Source organism: Pseudomonas moraviensis subsp. stanleyae (assembly GCF_036283065.1).
In the GTDB taxonomy this organism is placed as follows: domain Bacteria; phylum Pseudomonadota; class Gammaproteobacteria; order Pseudomonadales; family Pseudomonadaceae; genus Aquipseudomonas; species Aquipseudomonas stanleyae.
In genome coordinates this window covers 197,034-222,177 of the sequence record NZ_JAADJI010000013.1, presented here as the reverse complement: position 1 = coordinate 222,177, position 25,144 = coordinate 197,034, and the positions used below count along the sequence as shown (strand labels likewise).

At 60.3% G+C, this 25,144-nt stretch carries 29 protein-coding genes; 13 read left to right on the top strand and 16 right to left on the bottom strand.

Annotated features, from left to right (window positions below):
• The coding region (locus GXB78_RS23665) for a c-type cytochrome (protein WP_329517225.1) at window positions 1-377 on the bottom strand (377 nt) is incomplete at its 3' end.
• Window positions 378-417: 40 nt separating this feature from the next.
• Entirely contained in the window at window positions 418-1,749 is a 1,332-nt protein-coding gene (locus tag GXB78_RS23660; RefSeq protein ID WP_329517224.1) for an aminotransferase-like domain-containing protein, read from the bottom strand.
• An 89-nt stretch (window positions 1,750-1,838) separates the two neighbouring features.
• Here GXB78_RS23660 and GXB78_RS23655 point away from each other — a divergent pair, with 89 nt between their 5' ends.
• Entirely contained in the window at window positions 1,839-2,732 is an 894-nt protein-coding gene (locus GXB78_RS23655) for a DMT family transporter (protein WP_329517223.1), read from the top strand.
• 3 nt (window positions 2,733-2,735) lie between these two features.
• Here GXB78_RS23655 and GXB78_RS23650 read toward each other — a convergent pair whose 3' ends face one another.
• Window positions 2,736-3,551 (bottom strand): AraC family transcriptional regulator, encoded by an 816-nt coding sequence (locus GXB78_RS23650; RefSeq protein ID WP_329517222.1) that lies wholly within the window; start codon window positions 3,549-3,551, stop codon window positions 2,736-2,738.
• 131 nt (window positions 3,552-3,682) lie between these two features.
• Between GXB78_RS23650 and GXB78_RS23645 the strand changes: the two genes are divergently transcribed.
• Together GXB78_RS23645 and GXB78_RS23640 are read left to right on the top strand one after the other, a co-directional pair.
• Window positions 3,683-4,201, top strand: coding sequence for a carboxymuconolactone decarboxylase family protein (locus GXB78_RS23645; RefSeq protein ID WP_329517221.1), 519 nt, complete (start codon window positions 3,683-3,685; stop codon window positions 4,199-4,201).
• Window positions 4,202-4,387: 186 nt separating this feature from the next.
• The gene (locus GXB78_RS23640; protein ID WP_329517220.1) at window positions 4,388-6,619 is read left to right on the top strand and encodes a response regulator; all 2,232 of its coding nucleotides are present in this window, start codon (window positions 4,388-4,390) and stop codon (window positions 6,617-6,619) included.
• Here GXB78_RS23640 and GXB78_RS23635 read toward each other — a convergent pair.
• Window positions 6,587-8,032: a SulP family inorganic anion transporter gene (locus GXB78_RS23635; protein WP_329517219.1), complete on the bottom strand. Its 1,446-nt coding sequence runs from the start codon at window positions 8,030-8,032 to the stop codon at window positions 6,587-6,589. The genes GXB78_RS23640 and GXB78_RS23635 overlap by 33 nt on opposite strands.
• Window positions 8,033-8,192: 160 nt before the next feature.
• Between GXB78_RS23635 and GXB78_RS23630 the strand changes: the two genes are divergently transcribed.
• Complete coding sequence (locus tag GXB78_RS23630) at window positions 8,193-8,534, top strand: DUF7693 family protein (RefSeq protein WP_329517229.1); 342 nt, start codon at window positions 8,193-8,195, stop codon at window positions 8,532-8,534.
• On the opposite strand, the gene GXB78_RS23625 is transcribed toward GXB78_RS23630, so the two are convergent.
• From GXB78_RS23625 to ggt, 3 genes are all read right to left on the bottom strand, one after another.
• Window positions 8,504-9,517 (bottom strand): lysozyme inhibitor LprI family protein, encoded by a 1,014-nt coding sequence (locus tag GXB78_RS23625; RefSeq protein ID WP_329517218.1) that lies wholly within the window; start codon window positions 9,515-9,517, stop codon window positions 8,504-8,506. The two genes, GXB78_RS23630 and GXB78_RS23625, sit on opposite strands and share 31 nt — an antisense overlap.
• 187 nt (window positions 9,518-9,704) lie before the next feature.
• Window positions 9,705-10,238 carry a cysteine hydrolase family protein gene (locus GXB78_RS23620; RefSeq protein WP_329517217.1) on the bottom strand — a complete coding sequence of 178 codons (534 nt, stop codon included), beginning with the start codon at window positions 10,236-10,238 and terminating at the stop codon, window positions 9,705-9,707.
• Window positions 10,239-10,303: 65 nt separating this feature from the next.
• A complete protein-coding gene (gene ggt, locus GXB78_RS23615) occupies window positions 10,304-12,031 on the bottom strand; it encodes a gamma-glutamyltransferase (RefSeq protein WP_329517216.1) in 1,728 nt (575 codons plus the stop codon).
• A 150-nt stretch (window positions 12,032-12,181) separates the two neighbouring features.
• Between ggt and GXB78_RS23610 the strand changes: the two genes are divergently transcribed.
• The gene (locus tag GXB78_RS23610) at window positions 12,182-12,697 is read left to right on the top strand and encodes a methylated-DNA--[protein]-cysteine S-methyltransferase (RefSeq protein WP_329517215.1); all 516 of its coding nucleotides are present in this window, start codon (window positions 12,182-12,184) and stop codon (window positions 12,695-12,697) included.
• A 1-nt stretch (window position 12,698) separates the two neighbouring features.
• On the opposite strand, the gene GXB78_RS23605 is transcribed toward GXB78_RS23610, so the two are convergent.
• The 3 genes from GXB78_RS23605 to GXB78_RS23595 form a co-directional block, all read right to left on the bottom strand.
• Window positions 12,699-13,289 (bottom strand): NUDIX domain-containing protein, encoded by a 591-nt coding sequence (locus tag GXB78_RS23605; RefSeq protein WP_329517214.1) that lies wholly within the window; start codon window positions 13,287-13,289, stop codon window positions 12,699-12,701.
• A gap of 99 nt (window positions 13,290-13,388) precedes the next feature.
• Window positions 13,389-14,024 (bottom strand): lytic polysaccharide monooxygenase auxiliary activity family 9 protein, encoded by a 636-nt coding sequence (locus GXB78_RS23600; RefSeq protein ID WP_329517213.1) that lies wholly within the window; start codon window positions 14,022-14,024, stop codon window positions 13,389-13,391.
• A gap of 219 nt (window positions 14,025-14,243) precedes the next feature.
• The gene (locus GXB78_RS23595; RefSeq protein ID WP_329517212.1) at window positions 14,244-14,681 is read right to left on the bottom strand and encodes a hemerythrin domain-containing protein; all 438 of its coding nucleotides are present in this window, start codon (window positions 14,679-14,681) and stop codon (window positions 14,244-14,246) included.
• A gap of 153 nt (window positions 14,682-14,834) precedes the next feature.
• Here GXB78_RS23595 and GXB78_RS23590 point away from each other — a divergent pair, with 153 nt between their 5' ends.
• The gene (locus tag GXB78_RS23590) at window positions 14,835-15,260 is read left to right on the top strand and encodes a GNAT family N-acetyltransferase (RefSeq protein WP_329517211.1); all 426 of its coding nucleotides are present in this window, start codon (window positions 14,835-14,837) and stop codon (window positions 15,258-15,260) included.
• 104 nt (window positions 15,261-15,364) lie between these two features.
• Here GXB78_RS23590 and GXB78_RS23585 read toward each other — a convergent pair whose 3' ends face one another.
• Entirely contained in the window at window positions 15,365-15,715 is a 351-nt protein-coding gene (locus GXB78_RS23585) for a hypothetical protein (protein WP_329517210.1), read from the bottom strand.
• Between the two features lie 133 nt (window positions 15,716-15,848).
• Here GXB78_RS23585 and GXB78_RS23580 point away from each other — a divergent pair, with 133 nt between their 5' ends.
• From GXB78_RS23580 to GXB78_RS23550, 7 genes are all read left to right on the top strand, one after another.
• Window positions 15,849-16,187: a DUF6388 family protein gene (locus GXB78_RS23580; protein WP_329517209.1), complete on the top strand. Its 339-nt coding sequence runs from the start codon at window positions 15,849-15,851 to the stop codon at window positions 16,185-16,187.
• 162 nt (window positions 16,188-16,349) lie between these two features.
• Window positions 16,350-16,742: a sulfurtransferase complex subunit TusD gene (gene tusD / locus GXB78_RS23575; RefSeq protein WP_329517208.1), complete on the top strand. Its 393-nt coding sequence runs from the start codon at window positions 16,350-16,352 to the stop codon at window positions 16,740-16,742.
• 2 nt (window positions 16,743-16,744) lie between these two features.
• Entirely contained in the window at window positions 16,745-17,101 is a 357-nt protein-coding gene (tusC, locus tag GXB78_RS23570) for a sulfurtransferase complex subunit TusC (RefSeq protein ID WP_329517207.1), read from the top strand.
• Entirely contained in the window at window positions 17,101-17,394 is a 294-nt protein-coding gene (gene tusB, locus GXB78_RS23565; protein ID WP_329517206.1) for a sulfurtransferase complex subunit TusB, read from the top strand. Before tusC ends, tusB begins: the two co-directional genes overlap by 1 nt.
• Window positions 17,391-17,726, top strand: a complete 336-nt coding sequence (locus GXB78_RS23560; protein ID WP_016770652.1) for a TusE/DsrC/DsvC family sulfur relay protein — start codon at window positions 17,391-17,393, stop codon at window positions 17,724-17,726. Before tusB ends, GXB78_RS23560 begins: the two co-directional genes overlap by 4 nt.
• Window positions 17,723-18,724: a glycosyl transferase family protein gene (locus GXB78_RS23555; protein WP_329517205.1), complete on the top strand. Its 1,002-nt coding sequence runs from the start codon at window positions 17,723-17,725 to the stop codon at window positions 18,722-18,724. The genes GXB78_RS23560 and GXB78_RS23555 overlap by 4 nt, the downstream gene beginning before the upstream one ends.
• 91 nt (window positions 18,725-18,815) lie before the next feature.
• Complete coding sequence (locus GXB78_RS23550) at window positions 18,816-19,817, top strand: glutathione S-transferase family protein (protein WP_329517204.1); 1,002 nt, start codon at window positions 18,816-18,818, stop codon at window positions 19,815-19,817.
• A gap of 116 nt (window positions 19,818-19,933) precedes the next feature.
• Here the strand turns inward: GXB78_RS23550 and cysG are convergent, their stop codons facing one another.
• The 5 genes from cysG to lolA form a co-directional block, all read right to left on the bottom strand.
• Window positions 19,934-21,328: a siroheme synthase CysG gene (cysG, locus tag GXB78_RS23545; RefSeq protein WP_329517203.1), complete on the bottom strand. Its 1,395-nt coding sequence runs from the start codon at window positions 21,326-21,328 to the stop codon at window positions 19,934-19,936.
• A complete protein-coding gene (gene serS, locus GXB78_RS23540; protein WP_065616030.1) occupies window positions 21,329-22,609 on the bottom strand; it encodes a serine--tRNA ligase in 1,281 nt (426 codons plus the stop codon).
• 15 nt (window positions 22,610-22,624) lie between these two features.
• The gene (gene crcB, locus GXB78_RS23535) at window positions 22,625-22,999 is read right to left on the bottom strand and encodes a fluoride efflux transporter CrcB (RefSeq protein WP_016775261.1); all 375 of its coding nucleotides are present in this window, start codon (window positions 22,997-22,999) and stop codon (window positions 22,625-22,627) included.
• On the bottom strand, window positions 22,999-24,321 hold the full coding sequence (locus GXB78_RS23530) for a replication-associated recombination protein A (RefSeq protein ID WP_329517202.1): 1,323 nt from the start codon (window positions 24,319-24,321) through the stop codon (window positions 22,999-23,001). Before GXB78_RS23530 ends, crcB begins: the two co-directional genes overlap by 1 nt.
• 141 nt (window positions 24,322-24,462) lie before the next feature.
• Complete coding sequence (lolA, locus tag GXB78_RS23525) at window positions 24,463-25,083, bottom strand: outer membrane lipoprotein chaperone LolA (protein WP_056788905.1); 621 nt, start codon at window positions 25,081-25,083, stop codon at window positions 24,463-24,465.
• Between the last annotated feature and the right edge of the window lie 61 nt (window positions 25,084-25,144).

Here is a 25,144-nt window from a genome sequence, read left to right as displayed (position 1 = left end):
CTTGATTCAGGGCTGAACATCTGCAAATACGCCAGCAAATTATCCAGCTTGTCCTCATCACTCAGCCCCCAGAAAATCATCCGCGTCCCCGGCACCACCCCTTTCGGGTCTTCGAGATACGCCCTCAAGGTCGCCCGATCCCAAGTAATCCCCGAATTCTTCATCGCATCGGAATAAACATAATTGGCCGAAGTCCCCGCAGCCCGGCCAATGACGCCGTTGAGCTGCGGTCCAAACCCCGGTCGGGCCGACTCGCCAACCTGATGGCAACCGCCACACAGGCGCGGAAAGATCTTCGCCCCGGCGTCAGCATCGCCCTCAGCCTGTACGCTGGCGCTGAAGATCAAAGCGAGCAGCAATGTTGTGGTGAATTTCATTGAACAGTCCAAACGTGGCTTTTCATGACATGGGCGCAGTTTACAGGTAAGCGCCGACGATCGTTCTGACGGTGGTCAACGCCTGACGCAACACGTCCATGTCCACCGAACCCAACGCCAGACGAATCGCATGGGGCCTGTTGGTCGACAGCGAAAACGGCTCGGCGCTGGTGACTGAAATCTGCTGCTGCATCAACTCGGCCACGATCTGATCGGCGCGCACGTCTTCCGGCAACGGCAGCCACAAAAAATACGAAGCCGGATGAGCAATGTAGCGCAGCCCTTTCAGCACCTCGGCCGCCAAGGCCTGTCGCGCCATGGCATCGCTGCGCTTGTGCTCCTCAAGCACAGTCACGGTACCGTCATCGAGCCAACCGCAGGCAATCGCGGTCATCACCCCGGGGGTGTTCCACGTCGTCGCGCGGATGATCCGTTCCAGTGCTGGCACTTGAGGCAGCGGCGCCGCAATGAAGCCGACGCGCAATCCGGTGGCGATGTTTTTCGACAGGCCTGAAACATAAAACGTCCGTTCCGGCGCCAGATCGATCAAGGTTCGCGGCGGGCTCTCGACCAGAAACGCGTAGGCCGCGTCTTCGATGAGCGTCAGATCATGTCGGCGCGCAATCGCGACCAATTGCTCGCGCTGTTCCAGCGGCATGACCCAGCCGAGCGGATTGTGCAGCGTCGGCATGCTGTACACGGCGCGCACCGCACGCTGGCGGCAGAGTTTGTCCAGTGCCGGCAAGTCCGGGCCATGCTCCGTCATCGGGATCGCCAGCACTTCCAGATGCAACGCGTCGGCCAGCACCTTGAAGCCCGAATAGGTCAGCGCATCGGCGGCGATCACATCGCCGGGTTTGAGCAGGGCCATCAGCGTCACCGCCAAGCCTTGCTGAGCGCCGTTGACGATCAGCACTTGCCCGGCTTCGACCGTCACGCCGCGTGTCGATAAATGCCGCGCAACCGAGGCGCGCTCGTGGGCACGCCCGGCGTGCGGCTGATAACGCAGCAGCGCTTCGAGATCACCGGACAACGCCAGTTGGCGCAACGCCGTGCGCAACAGCTCGGCCTGACCGGGCAACGCCGGGTAGTTGAAATTCAGGTCGATCATGCCGACCGCCACGTCCTTCTGGTCGATGCCCTGCCCGGGCGCCAGCGACGTTTCCCGGACAAAAGTGCCGCGTCCGGCTTCGCCGCTGACCAGGCCCATCGCCTCCAGCTCGGCATACACCCGTGATGCGGTGACCAGCGCCAGCCCTTCCTGCGCCGCCAGTTGCCGATGCGTCGGCAATCGCGTGCCCGGCGCCAAGCGTCCGCCACGAATGTCCGCGGCGTAACGGTCAACCAGAGTCTTGTAACGAGACCGGGGCATGTCGGCTGTATCCATGACAATTTTTTGATTGTGCTGATTCTCAGCCCTAGGATCGCAGCGACACAAGCCACTTCTTGAGTGCGACCGACATGGACACAACATCGACTGCGAATAACCCCGCGCTGGAAAGAACCAGTGGCTGGATCAACGGTTTTATCGGCGTGCTGATCTTCAGCGGTTCGCTGCCGGCCACACGTTTGGCGGTGCTGGAGTTCGAGCCGGTATTTTTGACCGTGGTGCGAGCAGCGATTGCCGGTGTGTTGGCGGTAGGGCTTCTGTGGTTGTTCAAACAGCCGCGACCGGCACGCCAGCAGTGGTTGTCGTTGCTGATCGTGGCGCTGGGCGTGGTCCTGGGTTTTCCGCTGTTGACCGCGCTGGCATTGCAGCACGTTACGTCAGCGCATTCGATTGTGTTTGTAGGATTGCTGCCGCTCGCTACGGCGATATTTGGCGTGTTGCGCGGCGGAGAACGGCCACGGCCGGTGTTCTGGATCTTCTCGATACTGGGCAGTGCGCTGGTGGTGGGCTTCGCCCTGTCCCAAGGCTTGAGCGCCTCGCCGACCGGGGACCTGCTGATGCTCGCGGCGATTCTGGCCTGCGGCCTCGGTTACGCCGAAGGCGCGAAACTGTCGCGCAGCCTCGGCGGCTGGCAGGTGATCTGCTGGGCGCTGGTGTTGTCGTTACCGCTGATGGCGTTGTTGAGTCTGTGGCTGGCGCCCGCCTCATTCGCCGACATCAGCGTGTCGGCGTGGCTGTGCCTCGGTTACGTGTCTTTGTTCAGCATGCTGATCGGCTTCGTTTTCTGGTACCGCGGCCTCGCTCAGGGCGGGATCGCCGCGGTCGGGCAGTTGCAATTGCTGCAGCCGTTTTTCGGTCTGGCCCTGGCGGCGACCTTGCTGCACGAGCAGGTCAGTGTCGGCATGCTCGGCGTCACGCTTGGAGTGATTTCATGCGTGGCCGGGGCGAAGAAATTTGCCAAATAGTATTCAGTGTTCAGCTTTCCATTGACGAGGGCTGAGCCCGGTCTTGCGCCGAAAGGCTCGGGCCAGCGCCGACGGACTTTCGTAACCGACCTCTTCGGCAATCAACGCAATCGGCCGGCCTTCGCGCAGGCGTTTCTGCGCGAGGCTGACGCGCCAGCTCAGCAGATAATCGGCCGGCGTCTGCCCGACCACCCGGCGAAACTGCTCGGCAAAACCGGCGCGGGACTGGTTCGCCGCCGCCGCGAGATCAGCGACGCTCCATGGCTTGTACGGTTGCTCATGGATCAGGTTCAAAGCGCGGGATAAACGCGGGTCAGCCAGCCCGGCCATCATGCCCGGCTGCTGATCACGACTGGCGATGAGATGGCGCAGCAGCAGAATCACCAGCAACTCGAACAGACGATCCATCACCGCCACTCGCCCGCAATGCCCTTCGAAAGCTTCGTTGAACAGCCAGTCAAGGGTGCTGCGCAATTGCGGAATGTCGGTGAGTTTCAATACCAGATAGTCGGGTAACGCGGCGGCCAGTGCATTGCCCGAACCGCCATCGAAGGTCAGCGAAGCACAGACAATCTGGCTGGCCATGGCTTCGTCGGCAAACATCCGATGAGTAAACGGCCGTGGAAAGAAAATCAACGAAGGCTCTTCCAGCCGGATCTCCCGCTCGTTGCCCGGTTTGAGCAGCAGCGCCCCCGCTTGCAGAACATGCACATGTCCAACCGGTTCGCCTTCGTGAACGCTGACCCCGCAAAACGCCCCGCTATGAAAGGTGCCGGCATTCACACCGAAATGACTGAGCAATGTGGAAAGGCGATCCATGGCTGACTCCCGAGAGCATATCTGGACGATCTGTGGCATATCCTCGACGATTTGCCGCCAAAGCGCCATTGGCAGTCCCTAAGATCTCTCCATCGCCGCTGCACTTCGCCGCGGATTTTCGGAGAATCACCATGAGCCGCATCCCTGCAATCAGCCTCGACACCGCCACCGACGCCACCCGTCCCGCACTGGAAGGCGTGAAGAAAAAAATCGGTTTTCTGCCCAACGTTTTCACCACCCTCGCCCAGGCACCGGTTGCCCTCGACACTTACCTGCAAGCCTCGGCGATCCTCGGCAAGACCTCGTTGAGCGGCAAAGAGAAAGAGGCCGTTTACCTCGCCACTTCGCAGGTCAACGGTTGCGACTATTGCCTGTCCGCGCACACCGTATTTGCCGGCAAGGCCGGGCTCTCGGCAGAGGACATCCTCGCCGCCCGTCACGGCGAACTGAATGCCTACGCCGCCCTCGCCCGCCAATTGACCGAAAGCCGTGGCCACTTGAGCGACGAACAGTTGGCCGCTGCCCGCGCCGCCGGTATCGATGACCGCAAGATCATCGAAGTGATTGCCCTGGTGGCCGTGCAGACACTGACCAACTACCTGAACAACACTGCGCTGACCGACATTGACTTCCCGGCCGTCGAGGCCTGAGCAATCGCTCACGAACTGAAGAAAAATCCGCTGGCGAAAAGATGCTCTTTTCGCCAGCAGGGTTTTTTGCTGCCATGATGTACGGCAGAATAATTCGCAGCGCAAACAGTGTCTGGTGCGCTGAAACCAAACACCCTGCGCGCAGGTCTTTGTTCTCAGACAAATGCCCGGAAAGACACGAACCCCATGACAGACTGGTTGCAAGACAACGGCGAGATGGCCGGGCAGATCCGCCGTCACGACTGGGCGAATTCGCCCCTCGGCCCGTTGGAACACTGGCCCGATGTGCTCAAGACCACCGTCTCGCTCAGCCTTGCCTCGCATTTCCCTCAGGCGATCGTCTGGGGCCCGCAACTGATCACGCTCTATAACGACGCCTTCGTACCGATTCTCGGCGACAAGCCACACGCGTTGGGACGCTCCTTCAGCGATATCTGGAAAGAAGCCTGGCACGAGATCAGCCCGATTGCCGAGGCGGCATTTGCCGGCCAGGCCACCTATATCGAAAACTTTGCCTTGAAGATCGAACGCGGCAACGGACCGGAGCAGGCGTTTTTCACTTTCTGCTACAGCCCGATCCGTGACTCGCTGGGCAATGTCGTGGGCATGCTCGACACCGTTACCGAAACCACCCAGACCGTGTACCTCAACCAGCGCCTGGCGGTACTTGATGCCATCGGCGACGCGGTGACCAACGCTACTGATGCGCAAGCAATCCTGGCCGCGAGCACGCGGCTGATGGTCGAACAATTGCAACTGTCCAACTGCGCTTACGCCGACATGGATGCCGACGAGGATGGCTTCACCATTCGCGGCGACTATGCGGCGCCGGGTTCGCCGAGCATCGTCGGGCACTACCGCTTGCGCGATTTCGGTGAGAAGGCTGTACGTCTTCTGCGCGCCGGGGAGCCGCTGATCATCCATGACAACCGCAGCGAACTGCCGCCCGAAGAATCGGCGACCTTTCAGGCCATCGGCATCACCGCGACCATTTGTGTACCGCTGATCAAGCAGGGCCGTCTGACGGCATTGATGGCCGTCCACGACAAAGTGCCGCGGGTCTGGTCGCGCTTCGAGCAGGCATTGATGAGCGAAGTCACCGAACGCTGCTGGGCACACATCGAGCGGGTGCGCGCCGACGCCAACGTGCGCGAAGGCCTGCTGGCGCTGGCCGAACTCAATGCCACGCTGGAGCAACGGGTCGAAGAACGCAGCCTGCGCCTGGCCCAGGCCGAATCGGCGTTACGCCAGTCGCAAAAGCTCGAAGCCATCGGCCAGTTGACCGGCGGCGTGGCCCACGACTTCAATAACCTGCTGACGATCATTCGCTCGTCAGTGGATTTTCTGCGCCAGCCCAACCTGCCGGAAGAACGTCGTCAGCGCTACATGCGTGCGGTTTCCGACACGGTCGAGCGTGCCTCCAAGCTGACCAGCCAGTTGCTCGCCTTCGCCCGCCGCCAACCGCTCAATCCGCAAGTGGTCGATGCCGGCGAACGTCTGGCCAATATCGGCGAGATGCTCGAATCGGTCACCGGCGCGCAGATTCACGTGTGCGTCGAACGCCCGGATCACCCCTGCTACATCCGCGTCGACCTCAGTCAGTTCGAAACCGCGTTGATCAACATTGCGCTGAATGCCCGCGACGCCATGAATGGCCAGGGGGAGTTGAAATTGCGTCTGGAGTGCCACAAAGCGCTGCCGCCGATTCGCGGTCACGCCGGTTCCAGCAGCCACTTCGTGTCGATTGCCTTGGCCGATACCGGGGCCGGCATTGATGCGCACACCCTGGAACACATCTTCGAACCGTTCTTTACCACCAAGGCGGTCGGCAAAGGCACGGGGCTGGGGCTGTCTCAGGTATTCGGCTTCGCCAAGCAATCGGGCGGCAACGTCGATGTCTCCAGCGTGCTCGGCCAAGGCACCGAGTTCACCTTGTATCTGCCGCAAGTGCCAGCGGACGAGGCTGAAGTGGACGCCGCCGAGGACGATGGCGAGGTCCATCCGGCGTGTGAAAAGCGCCGGGTGCTGGTGGTCGAGGACAATCTCGACGTCGGCCGTTTCGCCAATCAGATCCTGCAGGATCTGGGCTATGAAACCGCGTGGGCGACCAACGCCGAAGAAGCCCTGCAATTGGCGGGCAGCGATGCCATGGCGTTCGATGCGGTGTTTTCCGACGTGGTCATGCCCGGTATTACCGGCGTCGCCTTGGCCAAGGAATTGCGCCAGCGCCGCCCCGATCTGCCAGTGATTCTGACCTCCGGCTACAGCGAAGAACTGGCCCGCAGCGGTTACGAAGGTTTCGAATTTCTCGCCAAGCCCTACTCCGCCGAACAGGTCTCGCGGATTCTTGGCAAGACCTGGCTCAAGGACGCAACGTCAGCGGCCTCAGTCGTGATCGACGCCGGCACGCTTGAGTAATTTCTTGCAGCGCTCCGACAGGTGAAACACCTGTAAATGCTTGCCGGCCTTGGCGTAGCGTTCACGCAGGGTTTTCAACGCGGCAATCGCCGAGTAATCGACAAAGCTCAGGTGCCGGCAGTCAAGAGTGACTTTGGCCGGGTCGTTGGCCGGATCGAACTGGTTGAGAAACGGCGTGGTCGAGGCAAAGAACAGCGTGCCGTGCAGGCGATAGAGCTTGCTGCCATCGGCTTCCAGATGTTCATCGGCGTACAGTTCGCGCGCCTGCTGCCAAGCGAAGTTGAGCGCAGCGATGATGATTCCGCAGAGCACCGCCGTGGCCAGATCGGTGAACACGGTAATGGTGGTCACAGCGATGATCACCAGCACATCGTGCGCCGGCACCTTGTTGATTACCCGCAACGACGCCCAAGCGAAGGTCTGCTGCGACACCACGAACATCACCCCGACCAGCGCGGCCAGCGGAATACGCTCGATCAGCGGTGACAGAAACAGAATGAACAACAGAATCAGCACACCAGCGACCACGCCGGACAAGCGCCCGCGACCGCCGGAGCTGAGGTTGATCACGGTCTGGCCGATCATCGCGCAACCACCCATGCCGCCGAACGCGCCGGACACCATGTTCGCCGCGCCGAGCGCAACGCATTCGCGATCCGGGTAGCCACGGGTTTCGGTGATTTCGTCGGTCAGGTTCAGCGTCAGCAAGGTTTCCAGCAGGCCGACCATCGCCATCAGGATCGCGTACGGGGCGATGATGCGCAGGGTTTCGAAATTCCATGGGATGTCCGGCAACGCGAAGGTCGGCAAACCGCCGGCAATGTGCGCCATGTCGCCGAGTGTGCGGGTCGGCAAGCCGAACAGGTAGACCAGCAGGCCGACGCCAAGAATCGCCACCAGTGCCGGCGGCACCGCTCTGGTCAGGCGCGGCAGGATGTAAACGATGGCCATGGTCAGCAGCACCAGCCCGGTCATCAGGTACAACGGCGTACCGCTGAGCCACTGCTCACCGCTTTTGAAGTGCTCCAGTTGCGCCAGGGCAATGATGATCGCCAGGCCGTTGACGAAACCGAGCATCACCGGATGCGGCACCATGCGCACCAGTTTGCCCAGGCGCAACAGCCCGAACGCCATTATGATCAGGCCACCGAGCAGTACCGTCGCCAGCAGATATTGCACGCCGTGTTGCACCACCAGCGCGACGATCACCACCGCCATCGAACCCGCCGCACCGGAGACCATGCCCGGTCGGCCGCCAAACAATGCCGTCAGCGTGCAAATGATGAAAGCGCCGTACAGGCCCATCAGTGGATTGAGATGCGCGACCAGCGCGAAGGCAATACATTCGGGCAACAGGGCGAACGAGGTGGTGAGTCCGGCGAGGACATCGGCGCGCAGACGAATCGGTTTCATGGCTTACCTGACTGAGCGGCCGTCGGGCACGGCCGCTGTTTTCGCGAAAAAAGAGGGAGGCGAATGTTACGGAATTGTTCGGCCTCGAGCCAGTGAAACGCTGACATGGGTTGGCTCGGGCCTTATCCTTGCCGACTTGTCCTTTGAATCGAGTTGCAGCATGTCAGCGTTTTTGTCTGCCCGTGACGTGTGTCAGCGGCTGCGCGATGCCGCGCTGGGAACTCTTGGCTTCGAAGTCCGCGAAATGATGCCCGAGTCAGGGCTGATTGCCGTGGATATCGAGGGCTGGCATTTGCTGCTGGATTTCGCCGAGGGACATTTGCATCACTGTGAATCCGCTCGCAACTGCGCCGGGGACGAAGCGACGCTGAACACGTGGCAGCGTTATGGCACAGACCCGGTGAGCCTGCTCAGCACATGGGAACTGGCGCAGATTGAACGGTTATTGCGTGAGGCGAATCAAGTCGTCGCTCAGGGCATCATTTCCACAACCGGTGAATGATTTTCCTGCATGCGCTCGTACCAGCCTTGCAGCACATCAGGCAGCCGATTCTTCCACTTCGTCACGTTGGTGTAGTACCGCAGATGTTCATGGCCCTGGTCATCGTAGCTTTTGAAGATCAGCCAGACCTGCGCGTCGGCAGCACTCATCAGGATGCCGATGTCGCCCAGACCACGCATCCACATTTCCAGCACCTGAGCATCAGGCACATCTCTTGAGGCCTCGCCGATCTGCAAGGAACCGGAGGTTGCAACCAGTTTCTGGTAGTCGGTGTTGAGCAGCGAACGCAGTGCCTGATCTTCCGCGGGTGTGCGGGCCAGACCCAGGCTGAGCAGATCGTAATCCAGCGTCAGCGGTTGTTCGGAGGCAATATACCGGCCGGCGTAATACACGCCCATGCCACCGCCGCAATCGGAATCCGCACCGCTTTGCGCGACGGTCAGTACGCCATTGATGGGTGTGAAGGTGAGTTTGCAGGCGTCCTCGGCGTAAACAGCTATTCCATCTCTGAGTACGGCAACTCCAGTCAGATCGCCGGAATTGGCTCCCTCGCCTGCTGATATATCGATGTCGATATGCGTGGCATCGCGACGCTGGGTAACGATGGTCGCCGACGTTGACGTGCCGGGCGGGATCAATTGCCAGGTCGCGTCCCAACTGAACGGTTGGACTGCGTGTTCGAGTTCGGTGAGGCGCATCAGGTATTCGCGCCGCAGACAAGCGCTCAGGGCGCCACAAGCGTTGCGGTTTTTCAGCCACTGGCGTTGGTCAGTTTTCAGGGTTTTGACATCGGCAACTTTGCCCAGCGTAATCCGCCACTGCTCGGCGAGTTTGTCGTCGAGGCTCGAAAGGTAAGGATCGTTGCAGATGGCTTGTTCGGTTTTGCTGGAGACGCTGGTGCAATCGAAACTGCTGGCGTGGGCGGTGCCGGCAAGGAAGAGAGCAGTCAGCGCCACGGCGTGACGCAGGGAAGGAGCGAACATCGAGAGATTCCATTCTTCGGGCGGTGGGGAGTATGCCAGTGCTGCTGCCGTAAATCGCCGTTGTCGTAGAGTCTGCTCACCCCTGTGGGAGCGAGCCTGCTCGCGAAGTGGGTATATCAGTCGGTTTGATGTTGGCTGTCACAGCGCTTTCGCGGGCAGGCTCGCTCCCACAGAGTTTTATGGCGTTTCAGAAGATCACTTCGGCTGCCGGTTTGACGTCGACTCGCGCCACGGAACCAGTGAGCGCAGCGAAATCCTTGTTGTGTTGGGCAATGATGTCTTCGGCGCTCATGGTGCCGTTGTCGACTGTCGAATGTGCGTCTCCCGCAACCACGATGTCGTAGCCCAGTTCATGCGCGCTGCGCACTGTGGCGTTGACGCAGTAATCAGTCTGCAAGCCGCAGATGACCAGTCGCTCAAAATCTTCGCTGGGCAGCAGCTTGCCGAGCTCGGTCTGGTAGAAAGAATCCCCGGTGGTTTTACCTACCCGCAGGTCTTTCGTCGAAGTCAGCAGATTGTTGGCCAGTTGCCAACCGTCAGTACCGCGCACGAACGGAGCGTCCTTCTCTTCGTGTTGAATCAGCACCACCGGAACGCCGGCATGCCGGGCGCGCTGGCTCAGATCATTGATCGTGGCGATCACACGGTCGATTTCAAAACACTGATATTCACCAGCACAAAGTGCCTGCTGGACGTCGATGATCAGTAATGCGGTGGTCATGTCGAGCCTTCCTTGATCAGTCCTTGAAGATGGGGCGGACTTGAGCCCGCCCCTTTTTACTCCGCTCAATAACCCAATGACAAGCCGGTATTGCGCCGTGGATCGTTGGCGCCGTAGAAGCGGTTCTTGCCAACCGGTTTGCCATCCAGAGACGGCGCGCCGACCAGAATCGCGGCGATGTGGTTGGGATCCTGCGGGCCGGCAAACTTGTGGCCCCAGCTCTCGAGGATTTTCTTCGTGTCGGGGCTGGCCGCGAAGTCTTCGAGGTTGGTTTCCTCCGGCATCCACTGCTGATGGAAGCGCGGCGCGTCGACCGCTTCCTGCAGACCCATGCCGTAGTCGATGACGTTGAGCATGGTCAGCAAGGTCGCAGTAATGATCCGGCTGCCACCCGGCGTGCCGACCACCATCACCACTTTGCCGTCCTTGGTGACGATGGTCGGACTCATCGACGACAGCGGCGCCTTGCCCGGGGCAATGGCGTTGGCTTCGCCCTGCACCAGCCCGTACATGTTCGGTACGCCGACCTTGGAGGTGAAGTCGTCCATTTCGTCGTTGAGAATCACCCCGGTCTTGCTCGCCATCACGCCGGCGCCGAACCAGTCGTTGAGGGTGTAGGTGACCGAAACGGCATTGCCCCACTTGTCGACGATCGAATAGTGCGTAGTGTTGCTGCCTTCGTGGGGCGCCACACCAGGCTTGAGTTCAGCCGACACGCCGGCCTTTTGCGGCTGGATGGCGTTGCGCAGTTTGGTCGCGTAGTTCTTGTCCAACAGATGCTCGATCGGATTCTTCACAAAATCCGGATCGCCCAGGTAGCTGTTGCGATCGACATAGGCATGGCGCATGGCTTCGATCTGATAGTGCATGCCCTGAGCGGAATGGAAGCCCAGGTCCTTCATCGGGTAGCCTTCGAGAATATTCATGATCTGGCAGATCACCACCCCGCCGGAGCTTGGTGGTGGCGCCGAGACCACGTGATAGCCGCGATAATCGCACTCCACCGGGGCCAGCTCGCGGGTCTTGTATTTGTCCAGGTCAGCCTGGGTGATGATGCCTTTGTTGGCCTGACTGGAGGTGACGATGGCATCAGCGACCCAGCCCTTATAGAAGCCGTCGGCGCCCTTGTCGGAGATCGTCCGCAGGGTTTTCGCCAGATCCTTTTGCACCAGTTTCTGTCCGACCTGCATCGGCTCGCCGTTGCTGAGGAAGATCGAGCCGGAATCGCGCATGTCCTTCTTGAATACATCCGTCGCGTACTCCAGCAGTTCGACATCGCCCTGCTGCAACTCGAAGCCGTCTTCGGCCAGTTTGATCGCCGGGGCAATCATCTCCTTGCGCTGCCTGGTGCCGTATTTGCTCAGGGCCAGCTCCATGCCGGACACGGTGCCCGGCACGCCGACCGCCAGGTGGCCGCGAGTACTCAGGTCCGGAATGACGTTACCGTCCTTGTCCAGATACATGTTGGCGGTCGCTGCCAGCGGGGCTTTCTCACGGAAGTCGAGAAAGGTCTTGCGCCCGTCCGCCAGTTGAATGGTCATGAACCCGCCACCGCCAAGATTGCCCGCAGCCGGATAGACCACCGCCAGTGCATAGCCCACGGCGACTGCCGCATCCACGGCATTGCCGCCGTTTTTCAACACATCGACGCCAACATGGGTCGCCAGATGTTGCGCGGTGACCACCATGCCGTTTTCCGCCGCAACCGGTGCCACCGATGCCGCGTGCGCCATGAGACAGCTGAGCGCCAGGGAGGTCGCAATCAGCGATCTGGCCAAAGGTTCGTACTTCATGAGTCGATCTCTTTTTTGTTTTTCGGGACTGCGCGAAACGCAGGGCAACGCTTCAGGAGCAACAAGCAGTATGGTCGGCTTTGCGTATTGCGCCTCCCCGTTCAGCCAGTATGCTGAGCGGCGTAATCGCCCTGATATGGAGCCGCCGTCATGTCCTACACGTTCATCACCCTGCCCTCGCCGGTCGGTGAGTTGAAGCTGGTCGCGAACGGCAGTCGACTCGCGGCCATCCTCTGGGAAAACGACAAACCGAACCGGGTCCGGCTCGGGCCAATGAGCGAAGCGCCGGACAGCCCGATCCTCCGGCAGACCGCGCGGCAGCTCGAAGAGTATTTCGTTGGCACCCGCAATCGCTTCGATCTCGAGCTGGAATTTGTCGGCAGCGAATTCCAGAAAAAAGTCTGGACGGCACTGCTGACCATTCCCTTCGGCGAGACGCGCACCTACAGCCAGATCGCCTTACAGATTGGCCATCCGACGGCGGTTCGAGCGGTCGGCGCCGCCAACGGGCGCAACCCGATTTCCATTGTTGCGCCATGTCATCGGGTGATCGGTGCTTCGGGAAAACTCACCGGATTTGCCGGAGGGCTTGAGGCTAAAGAGCGCTTGCTGACGCTTGAGGGTGGCCAGTGGTCAACGTTAGGCAAAACAGGCGAGTTGTTCTGACTCAGCCACCGAACAGGCCATTCATCGCTGCGTACTGCAACAGCATGATGGTCTTGGCATCGCAGATCTCGCCGCGCTGAAACGCTGCCAGGGCATCATCAAATCCCCACTCGAGCACTTCCAGTTCTTCCGTTTCCTCTTCCAGGCCACCACCGTCGCTGACCTTGGAGGCGGCATCGTATTCGGCAATGAAGAAGTGCAGCTTCTCGGTCACCGAACCGGGGCTCATATAGGCCTCGAAGACCTTCTTCACATCATGCACGCGGTAACCGGTTTCCTCCTCGGCTTCGTCACGGATGCGTTGCTCGGGCGCGGCACCTTCGAGCAACCCCGCCGCCACTTCGATCAATAATCCATCGTGGCCATTGACGAACACCGGCAAGCGGAACTGACGGGTCAACACCACCGTGCGCTTTTCGCGATTGAACAGCAGAATCGCCGCGCCGTTGCCGCGGTCGTATACCTCGCGGGTCTGGCGCTGCCACTCGCCGTTGTTGCGGTGGTAATCGAAGGTGATTTTCTTCAGCAGATACCAGTCGTGGGACAACACCTGAGTGTCGACGATGTTGACCCGTTCGGCTGTGTTGGACATCGCGTCTGATCCTGTCTTCATGGGGGGACCGCCATGGTCGGACAATTGCGCCGACAAAAAAAGCCCGGCAGCGCTACCGGGCTGGTTCAGCGGCAGCGGTTACTGGAAGTCGACGTCGAAGGCCTGGTAGAACGCATTGCCGGTGTTGGCGACGATCCACATCAGCACAATAACGTGATGGCCCTGCTTGTTCGCCGGCAGCTTCACTTCGTGATCGACCTTCGCCTTCAATTCACCGGCATGGCTGTAATACGGCACTTGCGGGTAGAAATCTTCAAAGAACGCCTGGGTTTCCAGTTGTGCACGAGTGATGCGTTGCTGTGGATCCCAGCCGTCCTTGGTGATCAGCCAGCGGTAACCGCGGGTGGTATGCGGCGCGGTGTATGCCCAACTGACCTCAAGAATCTGGCCCGGATCGACATTGAGCAGCGGCCAGCTGAAGGCACGGCCGAGCTTCTTGCTCATCTCGTCGTTGGTGTAATTGACGCAATCGCGGGCATCGGTCTTGCCGCCGCTGAGAATGTAGCCATCGGCCGGCGGCGCGACGCTGTCCGAGTCGGTCTCGAAGGGTTGCGGGAACGGTCCGGCATCTACGGCCGGAAAGTTCTTGCCGCCCTCCATTTCATTGACTTGCCAAGCGCCGAGCAAGCCAAGGTCGATGGCGACTGCGCCGCGACTCGCTGGTGAGATAACACGGCCGTGTTTCAGTTGGGTTTGTGGAATTGCCTGATTCATGTTTTCACTCCGTTGATTTGAGAACTCTCCTTCCCGAGGAGAGGCCTTCAAGCTAACGGAGGTGGTTTTTTTGTCCATCGGCGCTTTTGTCGCAGTGCGATTGTGTTCAAGCCGAAAAACCCGAAAACACTGGATGGATAACCAGTCATCGACGACCCATCGCACTCGACGTGTAGCCGAACGCCTACACGCCGAGTTGACGAAATTGCCCTCGACCGATCAAGACAGTTGCGCCTGATACTCCTTTTCGTACTGCCCGGCGAGCTGGGTTTTCTGTTTATCGTTGAGCAGCTTGCCGGCCATCTGGAAGAACTTGTGCTCTTCTTCCTCTAGGTGGTGATGGACCTTGTCGGAGAGCTTTTTCGCGGTGGCCAGCCACGCCGGACTGGACATCTCGGTCTCGTCGAGTTCTTCCATCATCTCGTCCATTTCGTGGTGCTCCGAGATGGCGTGACGGCTCAGGTCAACGCCTTCGTCCATTGCCATCAACGGGATGTAGAAGTGCCGCTCTTCGGCGGTTTCATGTGCTTGCAGTTCCGCTTTGAGCTGCTTGTAGGCCTCGACCCGCTCCGGGCTGTCGCCGCTGGTCGCGATCAGAGCCTTGGCGTAACTGCGCTGGCGCTCGTGGCTTTCGCGCAGGGCTTCAAAAATATTCAAGGGGCTTTCCTCATCAATCGCGCTCAGGGAAAGACGCGATAAAAGCCTAGACCGCAGCGCTTGTTTGACGGTTCCGCTGGTTTGATCGGAGGGCTTGGAAGCGCTTGCCCGGACGCGTTAGGCTGGACGTTCAATTACACAACGAAGTCATGCATGAATTTGCGTATCGAGTTGACGCAGGAGCCTACCGAGGAACAGCGTCAGGCCATTCTGCAGCCGCTGATCGAGTACAACGATGCACAAACCGGAGGTTCGAAATCCGAGCCGTTCGCCTTGATGGTCAAAAACGAAAATGGCGCGATATTGGGCGGCTTGTATGGGCGAATGATTTTTCGCTGGATGTTCATCGAACTGCTGTCAGTGCCGGAACAAGGTCGCGGACAGGGGATCGGCTCGAAATTGATGGCTCAGGCGGAAGCCCTGGCCAAGGAAAAAAATTGCTACGGCCTCTGGCTCGACACCTTCGATTTTCAGGCGCCGGAGTTCTACAAGAAGCTGGGTTTCAGCCAGTTTGGGGAAATCGTTGACTACCCACCGGGGCACAAGCGGCACTACTTTCAGAAGCGCCTGATCGACTGAATGTGCCGCCGTCTTCGCGAACAGGCTCGCTCCCAAAAAGTTGTGATGCACTCCAATGTGGGAGCGAGCCTGCTCGCGAAAGCGTCAGCAGCTTCACCCCATAATCAAAGGCAGGTCGCCATCGCCGCCATGCGCCGCATCGCGACAAAATCATCCTGCTGCGCGTAGTAATTCAGTGTTGTACCCGACGCATCGGTAATCACATCGACGAACGACTCCGCCGAACGGGTGTAAACCGTCGTGCCGCCGGACTCGCGCGATTCCAGATAGGCTGCCGCGTCGACGCCGAACACCGCTTCGTCCTGCCAGGCGAATTGCACGCACCGGGCGACGTCTTTCTCCGGCTTGTCCGAGGTCAGGACCTTGTCCGGGCTCTTGGTACGAGCATCGTTCATCACCGAACCGGCGCACCCGACCAACAGGGCCGCCGCCAGCACTACCATCAGCATTCGCATTGCATTCGCTCATCGAGAAAAAAGCGGACTGTAGCACTGCGACGCGGCGAATCGTTCTGCTTTACTGTTTTTATCCGCGACATGCGCGAGCAACTGCGGCACCCCAAGATCTTCAGCCACACAAGGAAATTACATGGCGCCTAGCGACCAGCGACATGAACAGGCACTGAAACTGTTTCTCGATGCACGTCCCGAACTGCGTGAAACCCTCGACCATCTCAATCCGCTGCTGGCTCAGGCCAAGGGCGAAACCCAGGCACAGTATCGCGAAGAACGCCTGCATGAAGCGTTCGAGGCCGAGGCTGAAAGCCAGGGGTTATTTGCCTGGGAACTGACGTTGCAGTTGACCGCTGCTTCGCCGCAGGACTATCAGGCGCAACGGCTGGAGGTGCATCGGGAAGTGGCGGAAATGGCGGGGATGGACTGGATCGAGTATTGCGATCTTTACGGCATAACCCCGTCAAACGTGTAGGAGCTGCCGAAGGCTGCGATCTTTTGATCTTGATCTTGAAGAGCAAAATCAACAGATCGCAGCCTTCGGCAGCTCCTACCAAGGAATCTGCGTAAAACCGGGGTTTCGCGGCTGCCGCAATAAAGCTTTATCATGGGCGCAGTTTCGCTGATCGAGTCCATCATGAAGTTCGCCATTGCGCTGTTTTCCGCCGCCCATGCGCCCTCCTCGCGCCGTGCCCTGCTGTTTGCCCAGGCCGCGCTGGCCGGCGGGCATGAGATTGTCCGGCTGTTCTTCTATCAGGACGGCATCTTCAATGCTTCTGATGCCGTCGTGACACCACAGGATGAACTGGACCTGCCCAAGCAATGGCGCGCCTTTATCAACGAACAGCAACTGGATGGCGTGGTCTGCATCGCCGCCGCCCTGCGCCGTGGTGTATTGAATGAAGAAGAAGCCAGGCGTTACCAGCGTGAAGCGATTTCGCTGAGCGCGCCGTGGGAATTGTCCGGTCTTGGCCAGTTGCACGACGCCGTGCAGGATGCCGACCGTCTCATCTGTTTCGGAGGCGCATGAAGATGCCCAAGTCTGTGTTGATCATCAGTCGCCAATCGCCATGGTCCGGCCCCGGTGCGCGGGAAGCGCTGGACATCGTGCTGGCCGGCGGCGCCTTCGATCTGCCGATCGGCTTGCTGTTTCTCGATGACGGCGTGCTGCAACTGGCCGCTGGGCAGAACGCCAAGGCCTTGCAGCAGAAAGACCTCAGCGCCAATCTGCAGGCGCTGCCGATGTTTGGTGTTGAAGAGTTGTTCTATTGCGCCGAAAGCGCCAACGCTCGCGGTCTTGGCAAACTGTCGCTGGACGAAGCGCAGCCGCTTGCCACTGAACACATCACCGCCCTTATTGACCGTTACGATCAGGTGATCACCCTCTGATGTCGACTTTGCATGTGTTGTCTCATTCCCCGTTCGGCGACAACCGCCTGAGCAGTTGCCTACGCCTGCTGGGCAGCGCCGATGCGGTGTTGTTGTCCGGCGATGCGGTGTATGCGCTGCAACCGGACACTGCGCCGTTCTCTGCGCTGCAAGAGCGAAAAATCGACCTGTTTGTATTGGTTGAAGACGCACAAGCCCGCGCGATCGCGATCCCGGACTGGGCCAAGGCCATCGATTACCCGGCCTTCGTCGAACTGTCGATCCATCACGCCAAGGTCAACAGCTGGCTATGAATTCGATGACCGTCGGCGCCCGCGCCATCGAACTGGACAAGGATGGCTTTCTCGTCGACCTCAGCGACTGGTCGGCGGAAGTTGCCAGTGCCCTCGCCGCCGCCGAAGACATTGAGCTGACGCCCGAACACTGGGAAGTCCTTGAGCTGCTGCGCAGCTTCTACGCCGAATTCCAGCTGTCCCCGGCCACGCGGCCGCTGATCAAGTACACCGCGTTGAAACTCGGCGCCGACAAAGGCAACAGCCTGCACCTGAACCGACTGTTCAAAGGCACCCCTGCCAAACTCGCCGCGAAACTGGCGGGCCTGCCCAAACCGACGAATTGCCTATGAACGACTTTCCAGCATTGACCCTCGAAACGCCCGCCGAACACCCGTTCGCGCAATTCGTGCGCATTCTCGGCAAAGGCAAACGCGGCGCCCGCGATCTGACCCGCGAGGAAGCCCGCGCGGCCATGGGCATGGTCCTCGATGACCAGGTCGAAGATACGCAACTGGGCGCCTTCCTGATGTTGCTGCGACACAAGGAAGAAAGCGCCGAGGAAATGGCCGGTTTCACCGAAGCCCTGCGCGAACGCTTGCAGGCGCCTGCATTGAACGTCGACCTGGACTGGCCGACCTATGCCGGCAAGAAACGACATCTGCCCTGGTACCTGCTGGCGGCCAAGTGCCTGGCGCAGAATGACGTGCGCATCTTCATGCACGGCGGCGGCGCGCATACCGCCGGGCGTCTGTACAGCGAACAACTGCTGGGCGAACTGAACATTCCCCTGTGCCGCAACTGGCAGCAGGTCGGCACGGCACTGGACAACGGCGGCCTGGCCTTTATGCCGCTGGCGGACTGGGCGCCGCAGTTGCAGAAAATGATCGATCTGCGCAACACCCTGGGCCTGCGTTCGCCGATCCACTCGCTGGCGCGGATTCTCAATCCGCTCGGTGCGCGCTGCGGCCTGCAAAGCATCTTTCACCCGGGCTACCAGGCGGTGCATCGCGATGCCAGCGGCTTGCTCGGCGATACGGCAATTGTGGTCAAGGGCGATGGCGGGGAAATCGAGATCAACCCCGACGCCACCAGCCACCTGTACGGCACCAGCGGTGGTCAGAGCTGGGACGAGGAATGGCCACAGTTGTCAGCGCAACGTCACGTCAAACCCGCCTCGCTGGACATCGAACACTTGAAAGCGGTGTGGCGCGACGACGTGGTCGATAGTTACCCGCAAATGGCCTTGATTGCGACCATGGCCCTCGCCCTGCGCGGTCTCGGTCAAACTCGTGAACAGGCGTTTGCCACTGCCGAGCAATATTGGGCAACACGCAACACATCGATCTAACCGATCATTAGCGCCCGATCTTTGCGCTTTTTGTTCGAACTCATCGGAATAGACTCGACTCCAACGCATATTGGTTTTGGGAGTCTTGATCATGGGTTTACTCGTCGACGGCCACTGGCAGGACAAGTGGTACGAAAGCAGCAAGGACGGCGCGTTCCAGCGCGAACAAGCGCAACGCCGCAACTGGGTGACCGCCGACGGCCAGCCCGGCCCTAGCGGCGAAGGCGGTTTCGCTGCCGAAGCCGGGCGCTATCACCTCTACGTTTCCCTCGCCTGCCCTTGGGCGCATCGCACGCTGATCCTGCGCAAGCTCAAGGGTCTGGAAAGTCTGATCGATGTGTCAGTGGTCAGCTGGTTGATGCTGGAGAATGGCTGGACTTTCGACACAGCGCTCGGCTCGACCGGCGACAAACTCGATGGTTTCGACTTCATGCACCAGCGCTACACCGCTGACACCCCTGATTACACTGGCCGCGTGACAGTGCCGGTACTGTGGGACAAGAAACTCAAGCGCATCGTCAGCAATGAATCAGCGGAAATCATCCGCATGTTCAACAACGCATTCGACGGGCTAACTGGCAACGATCTGGACTTCTACCCGGCGCCGCTGCGCAACGAGATCGATGCGCTGAACGAGCGGATCTATCCGGCGGTGAACAACGGCGTCTACCGCGCTGGATTCGCCACCTCGCAGCAGGCCTACGAACAGGCATTCGATGAAGTATTCGCCGAACTCGATCATCTGGAGCAACTGTTGGGTGCCAATCGCTACCTGAGCGGTGAATACCTGACCGAAGCCGACGTGCGTCTGTTCACGACGATGATTCGCTTCGACGCTGTGTATCACGGTCACTTCAAGTGCAACCTGCGGCGGATTGCCGATTACTCGAATCTGTCGAACTGGCTACGGGAGATGTATCAGTGGCCGGGGATTGCCGAGACGGTCGATTTCCAGCACATCAAGCATCACTACTACGGCAGTCACAAGACCATCAATCCGACCGGGGTGGTGCCGAAGGGGCCGCAGCAGGATTTCAGCGTGGCGCATGATCGCGAGCGGTTGATTGGCAAAGAGGTTTGGCGCCGGGGTTGATTACCTCGGTGTTTTCGAGACCCCGTTCGCGAGCAGGCTCGCTCCCACACGGGATTTGTGCCTGACACAGATCCAATGTGGGAGCGAGCCTGCTCGCGAAGGGAACGACGCGGTGTTTAGACCTGCGCCTGCGCCCCTTCGAACCACGCCAGTTTCTCGCGCAGTTGCACCACTTCACCAACGATCACCAGAGTCGGCGCATGCACTTCATGCTCCGCCACCAGTCGCGGCAGATCCGCCAGCGTGCCGGTAAACACCCGCTGATTGATCGTGGTGCCCTGCTGGATCAGTGCCGCCGGGGTATCCGCCGCGCGACCATGCTTGATCAACTGCTCGCAGATGATCGGCAAACCCACCAGGCCCATGTAGAACACCAGCGTCTGCGCCGGCGCGACAAGGTCGGCCCAAGGCAGATCGGTCGAGCCGTCCTTCAAGTGGCCAGTGACAAACCGCACGGACTGCGCATGGTCACGATGGGTCAGCGGAATCCCCGCATAGGCCGCACACCCGCTGGCCGCCGTGATCCCCGGCACCACCTGGAACGGGATGCCGTGAGCTGCCAGCTCTTCGATCTCTTCGCCACCGCGGCCGAAGATAAAAGGATCGCCGCCCTTCAACCGCACCACGCGCTTGCCGGCCTTGGCCAGATCGACCAGTTGCTGATTGATCTGATCCTGCGGCACGGCGTGTTCGGAACGACGCTTGCCGACATACACCCGCTCGGCATCGCGACGGCACAGCTCTAGAATCGCCGGCGCCACCAAGCGGTCATAGAGAACCACATCGGCTTGCTGCATCAGACGCAGCGCGCGGAAGGTCAACAGATCCGGATCACCCGGACCGGCACCGACCAGATAAACCTCGCCAGTGGTGACCATTGGCTCGCCATCGACCTTGGCCTGCAACAGGCGCTCAGCTTCAGCGCCCTGCCCGGCCAGTTGACGATCGGCGATCGGCCCCTGGAAAACGTCTTCCCAGAAGCCGCGGCGCTGCTGCACATCCGGAAACAGGTTTTTCACCTGATGGCGGAAACGCGCTGCCAGTCCGGCCAATTGCCCGTAAGTCGAGGGAATCCAGGTTTCGATTTTTGCCCGGATCAGGCGCGCCAGTACCGGCGCATCGCCGCCGCTGGACACGGCAATGATCAGCGGCGAGCGATCAACGATCGCCGGGAAGATCACGCTGCACAAGGCCGGCGCATCGACCACGTTGACCGGCACGCAACGCCGATGGGCATCGGTGGAGACTTGCGCGTTAAGCGTTTCGTCGTCGGTGGCGGCTATGATCAGCTCGCAACCGTCCAGATCCGTTTCGACGTAACCGCGCAGCAGGCATTCGCCGCCGCTGGCAGCGACCAGTTCAGCCAGTTGCGTTTCGATTTCAGGTGCGACCACCCGCAGCAGCGCACCGGCATCGGCCAGCAGGCGGGATTTGCGCAAGGCAATTTCCCCCCCACCGACAACCAACACACGACTGCCGCGCAGGTTGTGAAACAGCGGCAGATATTTCATTTAACCGATGACCTCAAGGCCACCCATGTACGGCTTGAGCACGTCCGGCACACGGATCGAACCGTCGGCCTGCTGATAGTTTTCCAGCACGGCAACCAGCGTACGACCGACCGCCAGACCGGAGCCGTTCAAAGTGTGCACCAGCTCAGGCTTGCCGGTTTCCGGGTTGCGGAAGCGCGCCTGCATGCGACGGGCCTGGAAATCCCCGCAGTTTGAGCACGAGGAGATTTCGCGGTATTTGTCCTGGCTTGGAATCCACACTTCGAGATCGTAGGTCTTGACCGCGCTGAAACCCATGTCGCCAGTGCACAGTGCCAGAGTGCGGTAAGGCAGGCCGAGCAATTGCAGGACTTTTTCGGCGTTGGCGGTCAGGCCTTCCAGCGCTTCCATCGATTGCGACGGTTCGACGATCTGGACCATTTCGACTTTGTCGAACTGGTGCTGACGAATCATCCCGCGAGTGTCGCGGCCCGACGCACCGGCTTCGCTACGGAAGCACGGGGTATGGGCGACGAACTTGATCGGCAGCGACTTCGAATCGACGATTTCGCCGGCAACGATGTTGGTCAGCGATACCTCGGCAGTCGGGATCAGGTACAGATCGGCTTCGCCTTCGCGGGCGATCTTGAACAAATCTTCTTCGAACTTCGGCAACTGGCCAGTGCCTTGCAGCGCCGGAGCCTGAACCAGATAAGGCGTGTAAGCCTCTTCATAGCCGTGCTCGTTGACGTGCAGGTTGATCATGAACTGCGCCAGTGCGCGGTGCAGACGGGCGATCGGGCCACGCAACAGCGCAAAGCGCGCGCCGGACAGCTTGGCGGCGGTTTCGAAATCCAGCCAGCCGAACTTCTCGCCGAGGGCGACGTGGTCTTTGACTTCGAAATCGAACTGGGTCGGCGTGCCCCAGCGGCGCACTTCGACGTTGTCGTCTTCGTCCTTGCCGACCGGAACCGACTCGTGTGGCAGGTTAGGAATGCCGAGCAGGATCGAGTCCAGTTCGGTCTGGATCGCGTCCAGTTCGACCTTGCCGGCGCTCAGTTCGCCCGCCATGCGCTCGACGTCCGCCATCAGCGGCGCGATGTCTTCGCCGCGCTGCTTGGCCTGGCCGATGGATTTGGAACGCGCGTTACGCTCAGCCTGCAGTGCTTCGGTGCGGGTCTGGACGGTCTTGCGCTGTTCTTCCAGCGCTTCGATGCGCGCGGTGTCCAGGGCAAAGCCACGGGAAGCCAAGCGGTCCGCTACGTCCTGAAGGTTGCTACGTAACAGTTTGGAATCGAGCATGTCGGTTTCTCGTTATCAAAGTTTGGTCAGGGACAGGCCGGCCCACGTGGCGAGCAGCCCGCCGAATACGCTGAGTGCCGCGTAGCCCAGGGCCAGCAACACTTGCCCGCTTTCCAGCAGGCGCACCGTATCCAGTGAAAAGGATGAAAAAGTCGTCAGCCCCCCGAGGAAGCCGACCATCAACCCGGCACGCACCTCGATCGGCACTTCCGGGCGTATCAGAAACAGGCCGTACAACACGCCAATCAGCAGGCAGCCCACGATATTAACGGCCAGCGTCGCGGTATAGAAGTGCCGCGGCCAGTTGGCGCTGACCCAATTACCGGTGGCGAAGCGCAACAATGTCCCGGCAACACCGCCGACCGACACTGCAAGGATCAATGGAACCACTATTTTCTCCGCTGCCGAGGGCTCAGACGGTCAAGTTGAGCGAGGTGATTGAGCTTCTCGCCGATCTTCAACTCCAGGCCACGGGGCACGGGCTGATAGAACGGAATCGGCTCGAGTTCTTCCGGAAAATAGTCTTCACCGGCGGCATAAGCGTCCGGCTCGTCGTGGGCGTAGCGATATTCGTCGCCGTAACCCAATTGCTTCATCAGCTTGGTCGGAGCATTGCGCAGGTGCAGCGGCACTTCCAGCGAACCGTTTTCCGCAGCGGCACGCAGTGCGCTTTTGAAGCCCATGTACACCGCATTGCTCTTCGGTGCGCAGGCCAGATAAGTGATGGCCTGGGCCACTGCCAATTCGCCCTCGGGGCTGCCGAGACGCTCCTGCACCTCCCACGCCGCCAGGCACAGGCTCAGCGCACGCGGGTCGGCGTTGCCGATGTCTTCGCTGGCCATGCGCACCACGCGCCGCGCCAGGTACAGCGGATCGCAACCGCCGTCGATCATCCGCGCAAACCAGTACAGCGCGCCGTCGGGATTGGAGCCGCGCACCGATTTGTGCAGGGCCGAGATCTGGTCGTAAAACGCTTCGCCACCCTTGTCGAAACGTCGACGGGTGTCGCCGAGCAGGCTTTGCAGAAGCTCGGTGCCGATTTCGCTGTTGTCTTCGGCCAGATCGGAGGCGTTCTCCAACAGATTGAGCAGACGCCGGCCATCGCCATCAGCTGCGGACAGCAGCATCTGGAAACCTTCATCGCTCAGCGTCAGGTTGCGCTTGCCCAGCCCGCGCTCTTCGGTCAGTGCGCGATGCACCAGTTTGCGCAACGCCGCTTCGTCGAGGCTTTTCAGCACGTAGACGCGGGCACGCGACAACAACGCGTTGTTGAGTTCGAACGAAGGGTTTTCGGTGGTGGCGCCGATGAAGATCAGCGTGCCGTCTTCAACGTACGGCAGAAAGGCGTCCTGCTGCGACTTGTTGAAGCGGTGCACTTCGTCGACAAACAGGATCGTGCGTTTGCCGTATTGGCCGGCCTGCTGCTTGGCAATTTCAACGGCCTGACGGATCTCCTTGACCCCGGCGAGCACCGCCGAGACGGTTTCGAAGTGCGCATCGGAAACTTCCGCAAGCAAGCGCGCCAGGGTGGTCTTGCCCACGCCCGGTGGTCCCCAGAAGATCATCGAGTGCAGCGCGCCCTGCTCCAGCGCCTCACGCAGAGGCTTGCCGCGAGCGAGCAGGTGTTCCTGACCGACGTACTCATCCAGATTGGCCGCACGCAGACGCGCGGCCAAGGGTTGGGCAATCGGTGCACTGCGAAACAGATCCATCACGTAGCGTTGAAACCTCTGATTTGCCGATCATTAACACTGTAGGAGTGAGCCTGCTCGCGATCCGGTTTGCCAGTCAATGCTTGATTGTCTGACCCACTGCTATCGCGAGCAGGCTCACTCCTGCATGAGTTTTGCGACTTATTCCTGGATGACGTCGGCACCCTTGGGAATGTCGAACTTGAATTTGGACGCCGGCACCGCTTCGTTGGCCTTGACCCCGGTAAACAGGATATTGGTGCGCTGGCCGACGCTGTCGATCAGCTGCATGTCATTGAGCAGACCGTTGCGGAACGACAGGCGCAGATTGTCGAACAGCGTGTCCTTGGTTTTCGGCTTGAGGGTGAAGTCGATCACACCACCCGCCTCTTTGGCGCTGATATCGAAACTCTGACTGATCTTCGAGACATCACCGGACAACAGCAGCGCGGGAGTCTGGGTAAGGCGCTCGTCGAGCTTCTTGATGGTGGCTTGTTCCAGGTCCGGGTCCCAGAGGGTGACTTTCTTGCCATCGGAGACCATGGTCTGCTCGGCCGGCGCGTTGGTGTGCCAGTAGAACAGGCCCGGACGCTGCAGGGTCATATTACCGGTGGTTTCCTGCAACTGGGTGCCGCTGCCGTCGAGGGTCAACTGCGAGAAGTTCGCCGAAAGGGTTTTCGATGTTTCGAGCAACTGGGTCAGACGCGCCACGTCCTTTTCGTCGGCGTGGGCCGTGAGTGTGGTCAGCGCCAGTACTGGCAACAGCATGCGGATAAGGCGCATGAGAGTCCTCTTGAATACTCGTGGGAGAGCGGGTGGCGCGTCATTACGCCACCCGAGTCGT

What these genes read in the sequence shown, in the direction of transcription:
- tusB (WP_329517206.1), top strand. Translation starts at nt 17,101, where the DNA reads ATGTCGACTTTGCATGTGTTGTCTCATTCCCCGTTCGGCGACAACCGC.
- cysG (WP_329517203.1), bottom strand. Translation starts at nt 21,328, where the DNA reads ATGAAATATCTGCCGCTGTTTCACAACCTGCGCGGCAGTCGTGTGTTG.
- GXB78_RS23530 (WP_329517202.1), bottom strand. Translation starts at nt 24,321, where the DNA reads ATGGATCTGTTTCGCAGTGCACCGATTGCCCAACCCTTGGCCGCGCGT.
- GXB78_RS23620 (WP_329517217.1), bottom strand. Translation starts at nt 10,238, where the DNA reads ATGACCACCGCATTACTGATCATCGACGTCCAGCAGGCACTTTGTGCT.
- GXB78_RS23640 (WP_329517220.1), top strand. Translation starts at nt 4,388, where the DNA reads ATGACAGACTGGTTGCAAGACAACGGCGAGATGGCCGGGCAGATCCGC.
- GXB78_RS23600 (WP_329517213.1), bottom strand. Translation starts at nt 14,024, where the DNA reads ATGAATCAGGCAATTCCACAAACCCAACTGAAACACGGCCGTGTTATC.
- GXB78_RS23655 (WP_329517223.1), top strand. Translation starts at nt 1,839, where the DNA reads ATGGACACAACATCGACTGCGAATAACCCCGCGCTGGAAAGAACCAGT.
- GXB78_RS23550 (WP_329517204.1), top strand. Translation starts at nt 18,816, where the DNA reads ATGGGTTTACTCGTCGACGGCCACTGGCAGGACAAGTGGTACGAAAGC.
- tusC (WP_329517207.1), top strand. Translation starts at nt 16,745, where the DNA reads ATGCCCAAGTCTGTGTTGATCATCAGTCGCCAATCGCCATGGTCCGGC.
- GXB78_RS23625 (WP_329517218.1), bottom strand. Translation starts at nt 9,517, where the DNA reads ATGTTCGCTCCTTCCCTGCGTCACGCCGTGGCGCTGACTGCTCTCTTC.
- GXB78_RS23650 (WP_329517222.1), bottom strand. Translation starts at nt 3,551, where the DNA reads ATGGATCGCCTTTCCACATTGCTCAGTCATTTCGGTGTGAATGCCGGC.
- lolA (WP_056788905.1), bottom strand. Translation starts at nt 25,083, where the DNA reads ATGCGCCTTATCCGCATGCTGTTGCCAGTACTGGCGCTGACCACACTC.
- GXB78_RS23660 (WP_329517224.1), bottom strand. Translation starts at nt 1,749, where the DNA reads ATGCCCCGGTCTCGTTACAAGACTCTGGTTGACCGTTACGCCGCGGAC.
- GXB78_RS23590 (WP_329517211.1), top strand. Translation starts at nt 14,835, where the DNA reads ATGAATTTGCGTATCGAGTTGACGCAGGAGCCTACCGAGGAACAGCGT.
- GXB78_RS23555 (WP_329517205.1), top strand. Translation starts at nt 17,723, where the DNA reads ATGAACGACTTTCCAGCATTGACCCTCGAAACGCCCGCCGAACACCCG.
- GXB78_RS23630 (WP_329517229.1), top strand. Translation starts at nt 8,193, where the DNA reads ATGTCAGCGTTTTTGTCTGCCCGTGACGTGTGTCAGCGGCTGCGCGAT.
- GXB78_RS23645 (WP_329517221.1), top strand. Translation starts at nt 3,683, where the DNA reads ATGAGCCGCATCCCTGCAATCAGCCTCGACACCGCCACCGACGCCACC.
- GXB78_RS23635 (WP_329517219.1), bottom strand. Translation starts at nt 8,032, where the DNA reads ATGAAACCGATTCGTCTGCGCGCCGATGTCCTCGCCGGACTCACCACC.
- serS (WP_065616030.1), bottom strand. Translation starts at nt 22,609, where the DNA reads ATGCTCGATTCCAAACTGTTACGTAGCAACCTTCAGGACGTAGCGGAC.
- GXB78_RS23560 (WP_016770652.1), top strand. Translation starts at nt 17,391, where the DNA reads ATGAATTCGATGACCGTCGGCGCCCGCGCCATCGAACTGGACAAGGAT.
- GXB78_RS23585 (WP_329517210.1), bottom strand. Translation starts at nt 15,715, where the DNA reads ATGCGAATGCTGATGGTAGTGCTGGCGGCGGCCCTGTTGGTCGGGTGC.
- GXB78_RS23605 (WP_329517214.1), bottom strand. Translation starts at nt 13,289, where the DNA reads ATGTCCAACACAGCCGAACGGGTCAACATCGTCGACACTCAGGTGTTG.
- GXB78_RS23610 (WP_329517215.1), top strand. Translation starts at nt 12,182, where the DNA reads ATGTCCTACACGTTCATCACCCTGCCCTCGCCGGTCGGTGAGTTGAAG.
- tusD (WP_329517208.1), top strand. Translation starts at nt 16,350, where the DNA reads ATGAAGTTCGCCATTGCGCTGTTTTCCGCCGCCCATGCGCCCTCCTCG.
- ggt (WP_329517216.1), bottom strand. Translation starts at nt 12,031, where the DNA reads ATGAAGTACGAACCTTTGGCCAGATCGCTGATTGCGACCTCCCTGGCG.
- GXB78_RS23580 (WP_329517209.1), top strand. Translation starts at nt 15,849, where the DNA reads ATGGCGCCTAGCGACCAGCGACATGAACAGGCACTGAAACTGTTTCTC.